This window comes from Anatilimnocola floriformis, from assembly GCF_024256385.1.
Taxonomy (GTDB): domain Bacteria; phylum Planctomycetota; class Planctomycetia; order Pirellulales; family Pirellulaceae; genus Anatilimnocola; species Anatilimnocola floriformis.
Genome location: NZ_JAMLFW010000002.1, coordinates 706,922 through 720,459, shown reverse-complemented (window position 1 = coordinate 720,459; position 13,538 = coordinate 706,922). Strand labels below are relative to the sequence as shown.

Here is a 13,538-nt window from a genome sequence, read left to right as displayed (position 1 = left end):
GCGCTAACTCGCCGAGAAATATCTACGGCGATTGGCCGGGGATGAGGCGGACGCTGACCAGACGAAAGTTGTCGTTCGGCCATTTGTCGGCAGGGCTGACCGTGATGGTGTGCTGACCGTCGTTTTGAATGACGATGGCGTGCCGGTCGCGATTGACTTCGATTTGATTCTTCAGGCGTACGATCTGGCTGTTGGCGCCCCAATCCACTTTCACACGCTGGCCTGAAATTCCCGACTCGCTGAAGTACTGCAACTCGAGCTCAAAGAAGCCGGGCTTCACTAGTTTGAATTGCCATTCGGCGACGTCTTCGGACGATCGCCAACCGGAAAGAACTTCCTGAGTGCCAATCACTTCGCGAACCAGGTTCGGCGTCACTTGCGCAGTGGAAGGAGTGAGGTTCACTTCGCCGGAACCTTCTTGCAGAATCACGACGGCTACGGAAGCTGCCGGGTTCGGTTTGGCGGGCTTGGCTGGTTTGGTCGGCTTCGCTTTGGGCTTGGTCTTCGGTTTTGGCGCTGCTTCTGGCTCTTCGGTCTCAACGGCGACTTGGCGAACTTTTGCAAATTTCTGCTGATAGAGCGAGTAACCACCAAAGCCGCCAATAAGGACCAGCAGGCCGCCGCAGAAGACGATGTTGAACGGCGTGAAAATGCGACGGCGCTCGGCGGGCGCAGGGACTGCTGGTCTAGCGGCAGCTCTGGCAGGTGCAGCCGGGGCCGGTGCGGGAGTCGCATACGGGACCGGCGCGCGTCGCGGCAGCGGGGCGGCTGCATTCAGCGGTGGAGCAGACCGAGCCGGAAACATTTGCCGATGCAGCTCGACGTCGTAAGCGGATTTGCTGGCTTCCGAGAGCAAACAAAGTTTTGCTACCGAAAGTTCGTTCAACAGCCGCTGCGTGTGCATGCCGCGCGGGCCCGATTGAAACTGCCGGATCAAACCCATCCGCTCGTCGGCAGCGGCGGCGATCTTGGCCGGGTCGCCTTCGAAGAGTTGCAGACCCAGCAGTGAATAATGGTTCGCCGGCCTGGCCGACGGCTCGATCCCCAGCCACTGGAGATACGGATCGAAAACTTCAGTGCCGGGCATATGCTTTTGCTGCGAGTGACTACGTCACTGCTTATTGTGCCAACGAACCAGCGAACATGGTCTGTGCGCGATCGGGACCGACCGAGACGACCTCGACCGGTTTGCCGACGAGCTCGGCAACGCGATCGATGTACTTGCGAGCGCCGGTTGGCAGGTCGGCGATCTTGCGAACCTTCGTCACGTCGGTTTCCCAGCCGGGAATCGTTTCGTACACGGGCACGACCTTCCGCAGGTCGTCGACATGACTCGGGAATTTGTTCGTCCGCTCACCGTCGATTTCGTAAGCCGTGCAGATCTTGATTTCAGGGAGCAAGCTCAGCACGTCCATCATCATCAGCGAGATGGCATCAATGCCGCTGAGACGCGAGGTGTAACGTACGGCAACTGCATCGAACCAGCCGCAGCGTCGCGGCCGACCGGTGGTCGTGCCGTATTCGCGGCCCAGTTCACGGATCTTGTTGCCCATCTCGTTGTTGAGCTCAGTCGGGAACGGTCCACCGCCGACGCGCGTCGTGTACGCCTTGCACACGCCGAGCACTTTTGTGATCCACTTGCCGGGGACGCCCGAACCAGCCGACACGCCTACGCCCGAGGCATTGCTGCTCGTTACGTAGGGGAACGTGCCGTGATCGATGTCGAGAAGCGAACCTTGCGCCCCCTCGAACAGCATCTTCTTACCGGCTTCGACCTGGTCGAGCAGGTAATGCGTGGTGTCGGTCACAAACGGCTTGAGGCGGGCCGCGTAGCCGCTGTATTGATCGAAGATCGCTGCCGCATCGAGCTGATCAGCAGTGCTGCCGAGCGCCGAAAGGAGGCGATTCTTGCCAGCCGTGATGATATTCACGCGCTCGCGGAAATCAGGACGGAACATATCGCCGAGGCGAACGGCGTTCATGCGGCCCACTTTGTCGCCATAACAGGGTCCGATGCCGCGCATGGTCGTGCCGATGCTTTCGCGCTCGCCGCTGCCACCTTCGTTGCGCAGGCGGTCTTCGGCGATGTGCCACGGAAAGACGACGTGGGCGCGGTCGCTCAACATCAGATTTTCGGCAACCTTCACACCCTGCGAAGCGAGTGAGTCGAGCTCTTGCAGGATGGTCGGCGGATTGATCACCACGCCGGGGGTGACGACGTTCATCACGTTGGCGTTCAAGATGCCGCTGGGAATGTGGTGCAATTTGTACGTCTTATCGCCCACCACCACCGTGTGACCGGCATTGGCTCCGCCCTGATATCGCACCACCACATCGAACCGCGAAGTCAGCAAGTCGACGAGTTTGCCCTTGGCTTCGTCACCCCACTGCAACCCAATCACGCACGTCCCAGCCACGCGAGGCACCTTTGCAAAAAGCGAAATACCCGGCCAGCAACCCTCCAGACAGGCCGATTCGAGGCCCCGAAAGCTGATGGCAAACATATTACTCTGACGGGCGAGGCTGGAGCGGTCAAGGCGGAGGAAGGGGGCGAAATAGCCCGCCAAGAGCCACGCACGCAGTAAGTGGCACGGCGGTGGATACATACGGTGCCGGCATTTGGCGAATTCGCCGCGATTCCACTTACCGCGTGCGTGGCTCTTTGTGCAAATTTCGCCCATTTTCCTCTGGTCACGCCGATTCCCTTTTTCTATTCTCCCCGCGCTAATGGGTGGATTGTCTTTTCTGGCAAGGATGCTGTCATGCGTCGCAATCTGGCGTGGCTGATCGTGGGACTGCTGTTCGTTGGTTTGACTGCTGCGCGGCAGTCTGCCCACGGCGAGGATTTTCGGGTCGATACCGAAGTCTTTCGCGGCAACAGCAAAGAACCGATTGCCGAAATCCTGACAATCTTTCAGAGCGGCAACGTCTATGACTTTCAATTGGCCGGGCCGCAAGAGATCACCATCTTTGAGCCGCGGCGAGGAGTGGTGACGCTGCTCAATGTCGAGCACAAAAAGAAAGCCGTCGTCGAAACGCTGGAACTAATCAACGCCGCCATCAGCATGCAAGCGGCTGCCGCGGCCGGCAGCAATCCTGTCTTCGCTGCCGCGGCCCAGCCTGCGTTTGAAGTGAAGAGCAGCGAGTTCAAACAGAACAACAGCGACTTCACCAAGCTGGTGTTCACCGGCAACACGCTGAAGTACACCGTGACCGGACAACAGGCCCATACTCCGGGCGCGGCCAACGATTATCGTTACTTTAGCGATCTTTCGGCCCGCCTTAGTTCGCTGCGCGTCGGCGGTTTGCCAGCCGGGGCTCGATTGGAAGTGAATGCCGAAATTGCCAAGCACGGTTTGCTGCCGACGGAAGTCGAACGCATCATTCAAGAAACCCGGTTTGGAAAAAGCGAAGTTCGCACGCAGCATCTGGTGGTGTGGAAGCTATCGCAAGAAGACCGCAAGCGCATCGACACGGCGTGCGGCTACCTGGTTGATCAAAAGTTCGAAACGATTGACTTCAATCAATTCTGCGCATTGGTCCGTAACGGAAAGTAAACCCGCTCTTTCCGATTTCTCGCGCGCGTGCGAAAATGACCGCGCGTCGTCGTGCGAACCACCTGAGGCGGAGGTTCGTTTCGCGCAGGGCGCTTGCGCGCGGATTCGGGTGATTCCGCGCTTCGCTTCATTGTCATGCGCCCCAGGGACGTTGCTTCCATGCCTCAGGATTCGGTGGTGTCGGTCGTCGAGACGGGGAATTCCCCCAGCGGTTTTGATCTCAAAAAATTCGGCATCACCGTCGAAGACATCCGCCGCAACCTGGCGCCGGCCGAACTCTACACGCTGGCGATTCGCGAAGATCCCAAGTGCGCCATGGCCGACAGCGGCGCGCTCATCGCTTACTCGGGCGAAAAAACGGGCCGCTCGCCGAAGGACAAACGGATCGTCCGCGAGCCGGCGTCCGAAAACGATGTGTGGTGGGGCAATATCAACATCGCCATCGACGACGACACGTTCAACATCAATCTCGAACGGGCCAAGGATTATCTCAACACGCGGAAAAAGCTCTACGTCGTCGATGCCTTTGCCGGTTGGGATCCTGAGACGCGCATCAAGATCCGGGTTGTTTGCAGCCGGCCATATCACGCGCTCTTCATGCACATCATGCTGATTCGTCCGACGGCGGCAGAGCTGGCCAATTTCGGCGAACCCGATGCAGTCATCTACAACGCCGGGCAATTTCCCGCTAATCGCCACACCGCAGGAATGACCTCGAAGACCAGCGTCGACCTCTGCCTCGCGCGGCGAGAGATGGTGATCCTCGGCACCGAATACGCTGGTGAAATGAAGAAGGGCGTGTTCACGCTCATGAACTACTACATGCCGAAGCAGGGGGTGCTCTCGATGCATTGCTCGGCAACGGCGGATAAGGCCACGGGCCGTTCGTCGCTGCTGTTTGGTTTGTCCGGCACGGGCAAGACGACGCTGTCTGCCGATCCGAATCGCCTGCTGATCGGTGACGACGAACATTGCTGGTCGAACAACGGCATCTTCAATATCGAAGGTGGCTGCTACGCGAAGGCCATCGATCTGACGCCGCAAAGCGAGCCGGAAATTTTTCAAGCTCTCCGCTACGGCGCCGTGCTCGAGAATGTCGTCTTCGACACGAAGACGCATCACGTCGATTTTCACGATACGAGCATCACCGAGAACACGCGCGGCGCTTATCCGATCGAGTTCATTCAGAACGCGAAAATTCCGTGCGTGGCGGGTCATCCCACCGATGCGATCTTTCTGACCTGCGATGCCTACGGCGTGTTGCCGCCGGTCAGCCGACTAACGGCAGCCCAAGCCATGTATCACTACATCAGCGGTTACACGGCAAAAGTCGCCGGCACGGAAATGGGCGTGACTGAACCGACGGCGACGTTTTCGCCCTGCTTCGGCGGGCCGTTTTTGGTCTGGCATCCGTCGCGCTACGCGCATCTGCTCGCGGCAAAAATGCTCGAGCATCAAACCAACGTCTGGCTGGTCAACACCGGTTGGAGCGGCGGCGCGTTCGGCACCGGCGCACGGATGAAACTAAAGATCACCCGCGCCATCGTCGACGCCATTCACAACGGCAGCTTGGCCAAAGTGCCGACGATCATCGATCCCGTCTTCGGCATCGCCGTGCCGACTTCCTGCCCAAATGTGCCGACGGAAATTCTTCAGCCGCGCAACACCTGGGCCGATCCCGCTGCCTACGATGCCACGGCGAAGAAGCTCGTCGGCCTCTTCACCGAGAACTTTAAGAAGTACGCAGCCGATGTCTCGCCTGACGTGTGCGCTGCCGGGCCGCGGTTGTAAGGCTAGTCTGTGCGATTATTTTTCTCCCCTCGCCCCGCCTCGGGGAGAGGGGGCGGGGGTGAGGGGTGAAGCGAGTTTGAACTTAATTTTCTGGTGAAGTTGCTTGGCCTTGTGCAGCGCAGGCTCAAAGGCAAAATCTCACTTCAGTTCGCCCCTCACCCCCAGCCCCTCTCCCCGAAGCGGGGCGAGGGGAGCAAGACAAAAAAGGCACTACTCCGGAATCTGCTGCACCGTATACCACGCCTCGTTTTGCGCGAGGCGGTCGCCACTGGCGAACTTCAGCTCGCCGAACTGAAACGCGTAGACCATGCCGATCGGGTAGGTCTCGACAGGGAGCGTCAGCGTGAGCTCGGTTCGTTCGGCGTTGAGTTCGACTTTCTCCACCGGCACGTTGGTTTCGTCCGCATTGGGCGAGCCGTAGTTGCCGGTGTAGAGATAATGGTAACGACGAACTTTGAAGCGCTCGGGCGCGAGGTTCGCATCTTCGGCAAGCGGCTGGGTGAGCTTCACCGTAAAGCCCACGCCGCGCGGCCGAATGTGAATTGCTTGCAGCGCCGCCGGCGTTTTGCCTTCGTACTTCAAGCGCGTCAGGCCCGTTGAAAGCGAAGCCATGTACAGCTGATCGTCGGGGCCGAACTTCATCCGCTCACAGCCCGACGGCTGACCGTCGATGAAGCGGAAGCAAGCGCCCTGATATTCGCCCTTCACTTTTTCGAGCGCGATCCGCATGACCCCCGCGTTCGCGCCGTAGCCGACGTCGCCGACGAACATTTGATCGGCGTACGGGCCAAAGCGGCCTTGCGTGGCATCATGCACGGGACCGGAAGTGCTGCGCGAGCGCTCATACGGCAACCAGATCGCGCTCCTGCCGTCGGGATAAGTTCCCTGCGGCAGCGCATCGGCCTTGGTTTCCGGATGGCCATAGAAACGGTTCGGCACGATGTGCGCGAGCTTGCAGGCTTGAATCCAGTCGCCTTGATTGTCGGTATAGAAGATGTTTCCTTCCGGCCCGCGCGCGATGCCGTTCGGCACGCGACAGCCCTTCGCCATCTCTTCGAGTTTCTCGCTGCCGTGAGCGACACGCAGAATCGAGCCGCGCCAACGCCCCGGATTCACGTAGCCCGGGTTCGTCCAGAAGTAACCCGTGTTGAGCGCGAACCAGAGATTCTTCTGCGGATCGACGGCCAGGCCGAAGCAGTACTCGTGCCAGCCCGTCGACAATCCCCAGCCGGTCGCCGCCGTACGATAGTGATCGGCGCGGAGGTCGCCATCGCTGTCGATGATCTCGGTGATTTCCGTTTTCTGCGCGACGTACAGCCGGCCGTCGACAATGGCCAGGCCGAGGGGATGATACAGGCCGGTCGCATAGAGCTGCCACTTCACGCGCTCCGGTTGGCCGGGCGGCGGAATGCGCGACGCCCAGATCTGACCTTCCGTCATCGCGGTGACAAACATCACGCCGTCATCACGAAACGCGACATCCGACGGCCGGCAACTCGAGAACGGCGTGGGAATTGATTCGAGCACGTACCCCGGCGCTGCATCGCGGCGCACTGCTCCGACCAGATTTTCCGGCGCGGCGCGTCCTGCTTCATCGCCGACCTTCTTCCACGTTTTACCGTCGTCGGAGACTTCGATGCGATACGCCACGGCGAGCCGATCTCGGCAAACGCCCGTGCGATCGCGAGCCCACACGATGCGGTTCATTTTCGTCGGCTGTTCGAATTCGATTTGCGCCCAACCGCCGCCGTTCTCGGCGCTGATCCAGCTGTGGTTGTTGCCTAGCTTGCCGTCGTTGAGGTGCGGGATTTGGTGAATCGCGTGTCCCGAGATCACACTCGATGCCGTTGCCTTGCCAGTCAGGCTCAAGTTGTCCTTGGAATCGGGGCCGTAGATTTCGAGTTCATCGACACCCGGCGCCGAGCCGTCGTTGGTGCGCGTCACGACAAAGCGCAGGAACCTCGCCGTCGCGGCAGGAAACTCATCGACGTTTTCTTTGGGAGTCACGCCGGACCGCAATGAAACGGGCGGCGGGGCAGGCTCGTTCGCAGCCAACTCGGGCAACGGCTTCGGCGGCGTCACGGGTCGATCGAACTTGTCGTCGAGTACCGGCGCTTTCAACAGCCGAGCGCGATCGAGTACCGTTGGCGCGGGATTCGTGCCGCGATACATGCATTGGTCGACGCGCAGCACTACTGGTCTGTCATCCGCTGCCGCCGCAGAAACGAAACGCTGTTCCAACGTTTTCGCTTCCAGTTCAGTTATTGAGACAGCATTGGTTGAACACGTTGTTTTGCCTGACAACGTGAGCCCAGCTCGTGCACCTGCCGGCAAACCCGTGAAGCGGAGTTCGCGCACGTAGCAATGCCATTGAGGACGAAGTTCTGCCCGCACATCTTCCGTCACCGTGATTCGTTGCTGGCCGACGCGGACGCGGTAATGCAGACGCACGGCCGACTTGCCGATTTGATAACCGTCGAACCGCGTGCCTGTGTTGGGATCGCTTGTGGCGGCCGGCTCGAACGATTGCCACTCACCTTGTTCGGTCAATTGAAAGCTCAATTCTGGCGTCGCGAGCTTCTGTTGTTCCAGCAGATTCCCTTCGCGATTCCACCACAGGCCGAAGTAGTTTTGCGGCCGTGGTTTGACGAAGCCGTCGCTCCACCACGCCACTATGCCCAGGCGATTGGCATCGAAGAGCACCGTGCCGCCGTCGAAACCAAGGGCCACGGCATGCGGATATTTCGAGTCGCCGTCGACTTCCACTTCGCCGCGCTGCACCACAGGTTGCCACGGCAACGGCCGCTCGGGCACATCGAGCGAATTCGGCGGCTGCAATTCGCGAGCGCGCTGCGCGCCGCCGTCGCGCAGTTCGATGAGATACCGCACGAGGTCGAGGAACTGCTGCCGATTGGCGAGTTGATTGACTTGCCCGGCCGGCATGATCGATTGCTCGGTCTTCTTTCGATCGGCGATATCGGCCTTCCGGAGCGTAATCAGTTTTTCCAGTTGAGCCGGATCGCGGAGCACCAGCCGCTCGCCATATTCTTCGACCGGCAGCCCTGTGATGATCCGCCCATCGTTCATTTCCAAAACGACCGTCGCATACAGCGGCGCAATGACCTTTGACGGTTCCAGCAGCGACTCCACGAGAGCAGCATCGGTTGTCTTCTTATCGAGCCGAGCCAAGTCGGGGCCGATCGCTCCGGCCCGATCGCCCACGCTGTGGCAAGTCGCACAGGCCAGCGCCCGAGCATAAAAAATCGCTGCGCCACGAACCGGATCGCCCAGCTTCCGGGCGTCGGCAGCCAGCACTGGATGCGTTTCGGCAAGCAGTTGCTTTTCGAGAGTCTGTTTCTCCGGTGTTTGATTCTCAACCGATTGTGCCCGAGCGCCTGCTGTGGCCTCGAGCAGAACGATCACACTCCAGACGGTAGTGGCGAGAGGAAAGCGTGACAACATGCAAAAAGCCTAGGCAGTTGGTGGGAGGTGAATGCGGGACGCCTATCGTATCATGCGACTCGTCAACCGCTCAAACTGCAAACTTGCCGAGGCGTTCCAATCGCTGGCCGTCGAACGACAACTCATCCAGCTCTCGAAAATCGAGAATCCGCCGCGGCGTACTGTCGGCCAGGTTTTCGAGGTAGTAGGTCACATCGGCCTGTTTGAACCAAGTGCGCGCGATGAGCTTGGGCGGGTTCGACAACTCCACAATCGCATATCGGCTAGCGGAGTTCCGGCCGAACCCGATGGGGATTTCAATGCCGTTGGTTTCGCAGTAGCGACGGATCTTCGTAGTGAGGCGTTCGGCCATGGCGTGTGAATCTCGATGACAATGAGGATATGATAAGAGCCCCGTCACTCGCCATTACCTCTCCGCCGAATTTTCATGTCCAGTCAAACCGCCCGCTTCCTTTATGTCCTCGGCATCATCCTGATGTTGCTGGGAATCGCCGACGTGGCGCTGAACAAAATTTGGGGGATTGACCTCACCGGCACGCGCTGGTCGGCGATGATCCTGGGTGGCACCGGCATCGTGCTGATGAACGTCGCCCGCTATATGCCGCAGTCGCCGCCGCCACGACGAGTCCGTTGGGATGAAGAAGAAACTGATCTGGATGATGACAAAGAATAGTGGCTAGGATTGCCCTGCGGATGAGTATGGAGCGCCCGCGGCGCAACGGCACGGAGGTTGTTTGATGAAGATAAATTTGCGACCAAGTGTGGCTGCGATCGTTGGTCTGGCGGTGGTTCTGATCTGCGCGGCGGGGATTTCCTCGCTGCTCGCACAGTCCCAATCTGTGGCCGAACCCACGGCGGCTGAGCTGGCCAGAGACGCCAAGATTGCGATCGCAAAATTGATGGAAAGGATTTCTCAGGAGGATGCTCCCGACAAGTCGGTCAATCTGGCGCGTACGTCTGCTGGCGACGCCATGATTTCCGTATTGGAAGATTGGAAGTCCCAACTCGTGAAAACAGCCGCTGCGCCGATTGTTTCGAGCATGAATAACAAGCAGCAGATTTCCCTCGCCGTGCTGAGCAAGATGTCGCCAGAAGACGAGGAAATCACGATGCTGGTCAGGAACGTCTCAACATATTCGGCCTGTCCGATCGCCATGAGCGATAATCCGTGGCAAGAGTATCCCTACTGCCGTGCCCTGTGGAGCCGGCCTGCAATCAGCGCGCTGCTGGGACATTACCGCGAGACGCCGCCCGATAAAGTATCTGACCTGGAGATCAAGCTCGCTGCCGGGATTATCGAGAACTGCTTGGGCAACAAACATCATCGCCGCGCAAATCTCGCGGAGCCCTTGCTTGCCTACGAGATCAACCGCGACCTGCCCTTTCGGACGAACATCGAGAGAATTGACAGGGCTTGGCGCAAGATCGCCGCGGGAGATTTTGGTGACCCACGCCCCAGCGATCGGCCAATGCCCTGAGTGGACGGATTGGCGGGAACTGACGTGCCGCGCCGCTAGCACTGCGGCACATGGTGTTGCTCGTTTGTAGGCAAAACAGCTAAGCTACGGCGGCAGGAGTCGGCTCGCGATTTTGCTAGCGCGGGCGGGCGGCTCCGTCACGGACGGTTCTCAGTCAGGAGCGTGTTAAGGTGTTTGTCTCGGCCTCTACCGATTGCTTTCCCGATTTGTCTTTTCGCGGCGCCCTCGATCGCCTCGGCGACCTCGAGTACACCGCGGTTGAGATCGCGATGTTCGAAGATCGTGACCAGTTCAAGCCTTCGTACGTGCTGGCCAATCTCGACCAGGCGATCGATACCTGTCGCAACACGCACCGGCTCGACGTCGTCGCCTTCGACACCCGCATCACCGCCACCGGTGAAGCGCACTACGAACAATTTCTCGCCCTCTGCCGCCTGGCCAAAGCGGTGAAGGTGGTTACGCTCACAATTCCGTCGGCTGAGGTCGGCACGCCGTTCAACGAAGAGGTCGATCACCTTCGCAAGCTGGTCGACATCGCCACGCTGCAAGGCGTACGCGTTGCGCTCAAGAGCCAGATCGGCCGACTGAGCGAAGACATGGATACCGTCACCGTCCTCTGCGACAACGTGAAGGGGCTCGGCCTGACGCTCGACCCGAGCGTTTACATCTATGGCAATGCCCAGGGCCGCGCCATCGACAAGCTGATGAAGTACACGTTCAGCACGCAGCTGCGCGACACCAACAAAAATGGCTTTCAGGTTCGCGTCGGGCAGGGCGATGTGGAATACGGCAAGCTGATTTCGCAGCTGCAAAAGGTGAAGTACAACCGCGCCCTCAGCGTTTACATCAGCGAGACCGAAGGGGTCGACCACGCCGGTGAATTGCGCAAACTGCGGCTGTTGCTCGAGAGCTTGCTGTAGTCGTCGATCCGCTTTAGCTGCGGCACAATTGCGCACGCTCAACGCGCCGAACTTGCTGGAATATCGCTGACGCTTATTCCAGCGGTTCTCGGCCTGCGACCGCCACCACCGAATATGGAATATTCGGCGACAATGGCGACTCTTTAATCCTCGTCGGCGAGATCCACTTCGTGGATCATCGAGAAGCCTTTGTTGTTGAGCGTGGCCATGGCCATGTCGAGATTGTCGACCATCAGCGCCACGGCGGGTTTGCCGTGGGGACGGATCAGCAGCGGATAGGCCTGCACGATGTTGACTTCGGCTTGCAGCAGCGCGGTGCAGACTTCCAGCAGCGGCTGATTGGTTTGCGGCAGTTCGACGCCGATCAGCTCGCTCTCGATGATGGCCAGGCCGGCCCGTTCCAAGATTTCTCGCCCTTGCTCGGGATGGCTGAGGAGGAAGCGGACGAACGCGCACTCGGTGGCGTCGTTGATCGAGAGAGCGACGATCCGCACTTTGCTTCCTTCGAAGCGGCGGATGACTTCCATCAGTTGGCCGACGCGGTTCTCCAGAAAGACGGTGAACTGCCGGATCGTGGGAAACCCTCGGCCACGGGCTGTCACATACGGAGTATCCACTCCTTCGCCGATGCTCATCGTTCGTCCCTCTTGGGTTGCGTGGCCGGTTCTGCTCGTCCAGAGCCCGTTGCCCTATTGTAGAAGGGGCCAGAGGTTAGGGGCCAGGGATCAGGGAGAAACACCGCTCTCAGATCCATCTCTGGGCCGTTTGACCCGCATTTTCCGCACAATCGGAGGAGGAGAGGAAGAGAGGAAGAGGTTAGAGAATTAAGAATTGTCTTCCCCCTAATCTCTAACCTCTTCCTCTCTTCCTCCCTTCCCGAAAACAAATTCGCCTGGTCGGAAACGCTCGACTATACTTAGGGCGTAGTCGCCACGGCGAATCAGGGCTCGCCAATGCGGCAGCGGAAAATCGGCCATGCTTACCCGCAAACATCTTTTCGGTGCGCTTTCGCTGGCCTGCGGTCTGTTTGCCTTGATTGATTCAGCGTCGGCTGAAGTTTTTCTGCTCCGCAGCGGCGGCCGCGTCGAAGGGCAGTGGCTTAACCCGCAGCGGGCCGTGACCGACAACTATCTGCTCCGCAATCTGGCTGGCGTGCAGATTTCGCTCGCCGGGCCGCAAGTGCAGCGCGTGCTGGCCACTTCGGACGTGCAAAAGCAATACGAAGATCTGCTGCACAAAATGCCGCAGACCGTTACCGGCCATTGGCAACTGGCCCAGTGGTGCCGCGATGCCGGGCTGACGCAGCAACGAAAGTTTCATCTCGAAGAGATTTTGAAACTCGACACCAATCACGAAGAAGCCCGCCTCGCGCTGGGCTACGGCAAGTTTGCCACCGGCGGCTGGATGACGCCGGACGAGTTCATGCTGCGGCAAGGCTATGTGAAATATCACGGCGCTTGGAAGCTGCCGCAGGAGATCGAGCTCGCTGCCCGCGAGCGCGAGTTTGAACTTGCCGACAAGCAATGGCGAAAGCAGCTGAAAATCTGGATCGGCAATCTCGATAGCGAGAAGCGGGGCGCCGATGCCGCGCAGAGCATCCAAGGCATTCGCGATCCCGCGGCGGCAAACGCTCTGGCCGATATTCTCGCTGATGAGAAGAATCCCATCGACGTGCGCCAGATGTGCCTCGACGTGATCGGCAAGTTGCCGCCGGGCATGGCCACCAGCCAGCTGATTCAGCTCGCGCTGCACGACAGCAACGAAAACCTCCGCGAGCGCTGCCTGGCCGAGCTTCGTCGCCAGGGAGGACATCTGGCGATTCCAGTCTTCGTGAAAGCTCTGACTAATAAAGACAACAAGGTTGTCCGCCGCGCCGCGGTCGGCCTGCAGGTGCTGGGCGCCACGTCGGCTACGAAACCGTTGATCGACGCACTGGTAACGACGCACAAAACCGTGAAGCAAGGCAACCCCGGCCAGATGGGAGCATCGTTCGGCGGCGGTGGCGACAACGGTGGTTTGGGCGGCTTGAGCATGGGCTCAAAGACGCAAGTCATCATCGATCACCAAAAAAACGACGAAGTGCTGAGCGCTCTGCTTAGCCTGCATCCGGGCGTCAATCACAGCTACGACAAAGAGAAGTGGCGACAGTGGCTCATGTCGCAAAAGGGCTCGGCAGTACTCGATTTTCGGCGAGTGGAATAGTCATCTACTATCTACTCACTCTTCTCTACTCTCCCTCCTCGCATAGCGGGTAGCTGCTTTCTGCCCGCGCTTGGCCGATCGCGCTTCGGCTACGGCCATTTCAAAACCAGTGGCGAACGTCACAGCGG

At 59.5% G+C, this 13,538-nt stretch carries 11 protein-coding genes; 6 read left to right on the top strand and 5 right to left on the bottom strand.

Annotated elements, in window-relative coordinates:
• Window positions 1-22: 22 nt before the first annotated feature.
• Both M9Q49_RS27545 and M9Q49_RS27540 read right to left on the bottom strand, forming a co-directional pair.
• The gene (locus M9Q49_RS27545; RefSeq protein ID WP_254512523.1) at window positions 23-1,087 is read right to left on the bottom strand and encodes a hypothetical protein; all 1,065 of its coding nucleotides are present in this window, start codon (window positions 1,085-1,087) and stop codon (window positions 23-25) included.
• A 31-nt stretch (window positions 1,088-1,118) separates the two neighbouring features.
• The gene (locus M9Q49_RS27540) at window positions 1,119-2,417 is read right to left on the bottom strand and encodes an adenylosuccinate synthase (RefSeq protein WP_254512522.1); all 1,299 of its coding nucleotides are present in this window, start codon (window positions 2,415-2,417) and stop codon (window positions 1,119-1,121) included.
• A 345-nt stretch (window positions 2,418-2,762) separates the two neighbouring features.
• On the opposite strand from M9Q49_RS27540, the gene M9Q49_RS27535 reads away from it, so the two are divergent.
• The gene (locus M9Q49_RS27535; protein ID WP_254512521.1) at window positions 2,763-3,557 is read left to right on the top strand and encodes a hypothetical protein; all 795 of its coding nucleotides are present in this window, start codon (window positions 2,763-2,765) and stop codon (window positions 3,555-3,557) included.
• A gap of 159 nt (window positions 3,558-3,716) precedes the next feature.
• Entirely contained in the window at window positions 3,717-5,348 is a 1,632-nt protein-coding gene (gene pckA, locus M9Q49_RS27530) for a phosphoenolpyruvate carboxykinase (ATP) (RefSeq protein WP_254512520.1), read from the top strand.
• A gap of 210 nt (window positions 5,349-5,558) precedes the next feature.
• Here the strand turns inward: pckA and M9Q49_RS27525 are convergent, their stop codons facing one another.
• Together M9Q49_RS27525 and M9Q49_RS27520 are read right to left on the bottom strand one after the other, a co-directional pair.
• Complete coding sequence (locus M9Q49_RS27525; RefSeq protein WP_254512519.1) at window positions 5,559-8,810, bottom strand: discoidin domain-containing protein; 3,252 nt, start codon at window positions 8,808-8,810, stop codon at window positions 5,559-5,561.
• A 70-nt stretch (window positions 8,811-8,880) separates the two neighbouring features.
• Window positions 8,881-9,162: a hypothetical protein gene (locus M9Q49_RS27520; protein WP_254512518.1), complete on the bottom strand. Its 282-nt coding sequence runs from the start codon at window positions 9,160-9,162 to the stop codon at window positions 8,881-8,883.
• A gap of 75 nt (window positions 9,163-9,237) precedes the next feature.
• On the opposite strand from M9Q49_RS27520, the gene M9Q49_RS27515 reads away from it, so the two are divergent.
• From M9Q49_RS27515 to M9Q49_RS27505, 3 genes are all read left to right on the top strand, one after another.
• Window positions 9,238-9,483 (top strand): hypothetical protein, encoded by a 246-nt coding sequence (locus M9Q49_RS27515; RefSeq protein ID WP_254512517.1) that lies wholly within the window; start codon window positions 9,238-9,240, stop codon window positions 9,481-9,483.
• A 64-nt stretch (window positions 9,484-9,547) separates the two neighbouring features.
• Window positions 9,548-10,288 (top strand): hypothetical protein, encoded by a 741-nt coding sequence (locus tag M9Q49_RS27510; protein WP_254512516.1) that lies wholly within the window; start codon window positions 9,548-9,550, stop codon window positions 10,286-10,288.
• A gap of 170 nt (window positions 10,289-10,458) precedes the next feature.
• On the top strand, window positions 10,459-11,208 hold the full coding sequence (locus M9Q49_RS27505; protein WP_254512515.1) for a sugar phosphate isomerase/epimerase family protein: 750 nt from the start codon (window positions 10,459-10,461) through the stop codon (window positions 11,206-11,208).
• 143 nt (window positions 11,209-11,351) lie between these two features.
• On the opposite strand, the gene M9Q49_RS27500 is transcribed toward M9Q49_RS27505, so the two are convergent.
• A complete protein-coding gene (locus tag M9Q49_RS27500; protein ID WP_254512514.1) occupies window positions 11,352-11,843 on the bottom strand; it encodes an acetolactate synthase in 492 nt (163 codons plus the stop codon).
• Window positions 11,844-12,183: 340 nt separating this feature from the next.
• Here M9Q49_RS27500 and M9Q49_RS27495 point away from each other — a divergent pair, with 340 nt between their 5' ends.
• The gene (locus tag M9Q49_RS27495; RefSeq protein ID WP_254512513.1) at window positions 12,184-13,410 is read left to right on the top strand and encodes a HEAT repeat domain-containing protein; all 1,227 of its coding nucleotides are present in this window, start codon (window positions 12,184-12,186) and stop codon (window positions 13,408-13,410) included.
• The last annotated feature ends 128 nt before the right edge of the window (window positions 13,411-13,538 follow it).

Excerpts from the sequence above, each read along its gene's own strand:
- M9Q49_RS27545 (WP_254512523.1), bottom strand. The coding sequence starts at position 1,087 with ATGCCCGGCACTGAAGTTTTCGATCCGTATCTCCAGTGGCTGGGGATC.
- M9Q49_RS27535 (WP_254512521.1), top strand. The coding sequence starts at position 2,763 with ATGCGTCGCAATCTGGCGTGGCTGATCGTGGGACTGCTGTTCGTTGGT.
- pckA (WP_254512520.1), top strand. The coding sequence starts at position 3,717 with ATGCCTCAGGATTCGGTGGTGTCGGTCGTCGAGACGGGGAATTCCCCC.
- M9Q49_RS27525 (WP_254512519.1), bottom strand. The coding sequence starts at position 8,810 with ATGTTGTCACGCTTTCCTCTCGCCACTACCGTCTGGAGTGTGATCGTT.
- M9Q49_RS27520 (WP_254512518.1), bottom strand. The coding sequence starts at position 9,162 with ATGGCCGAACGCCTCACTACGAAGATCCGTCGCTACTGCGAAACCAAC.
- M9Q49_RS27515 (WP_254512517.1), top strand. The coding sequence starts at position 9,238 with ATGTCCAGTCAAACCGCCCGCTTCCTTTATGTCCTCGGCATCATCCTG.
- M9Q49_RS27510 (WP_254512516.1), top strand. The coding sequence starts at position 9,548 with ATGAAGATAAATTTGCGACCAAGTGTGGCTGCGATCGTTGGTCTGGCG.
- M9Q49_RS27500 (WP_254512514.1), bottom strand. The coding sequence starts at position 11,843 with ATGAGCATCGGCGAAGGAGTGGATACTCCGTATGTGACAGCCCGTGGC.
- M9Q49_RS27495 (WP_254512513.1), top strand. The coding sequence starts at position 12,184 with ATGCTTACCCGCAAACATCTTTTCGGTGCGCTTTCGCTGGCCTGCGGT.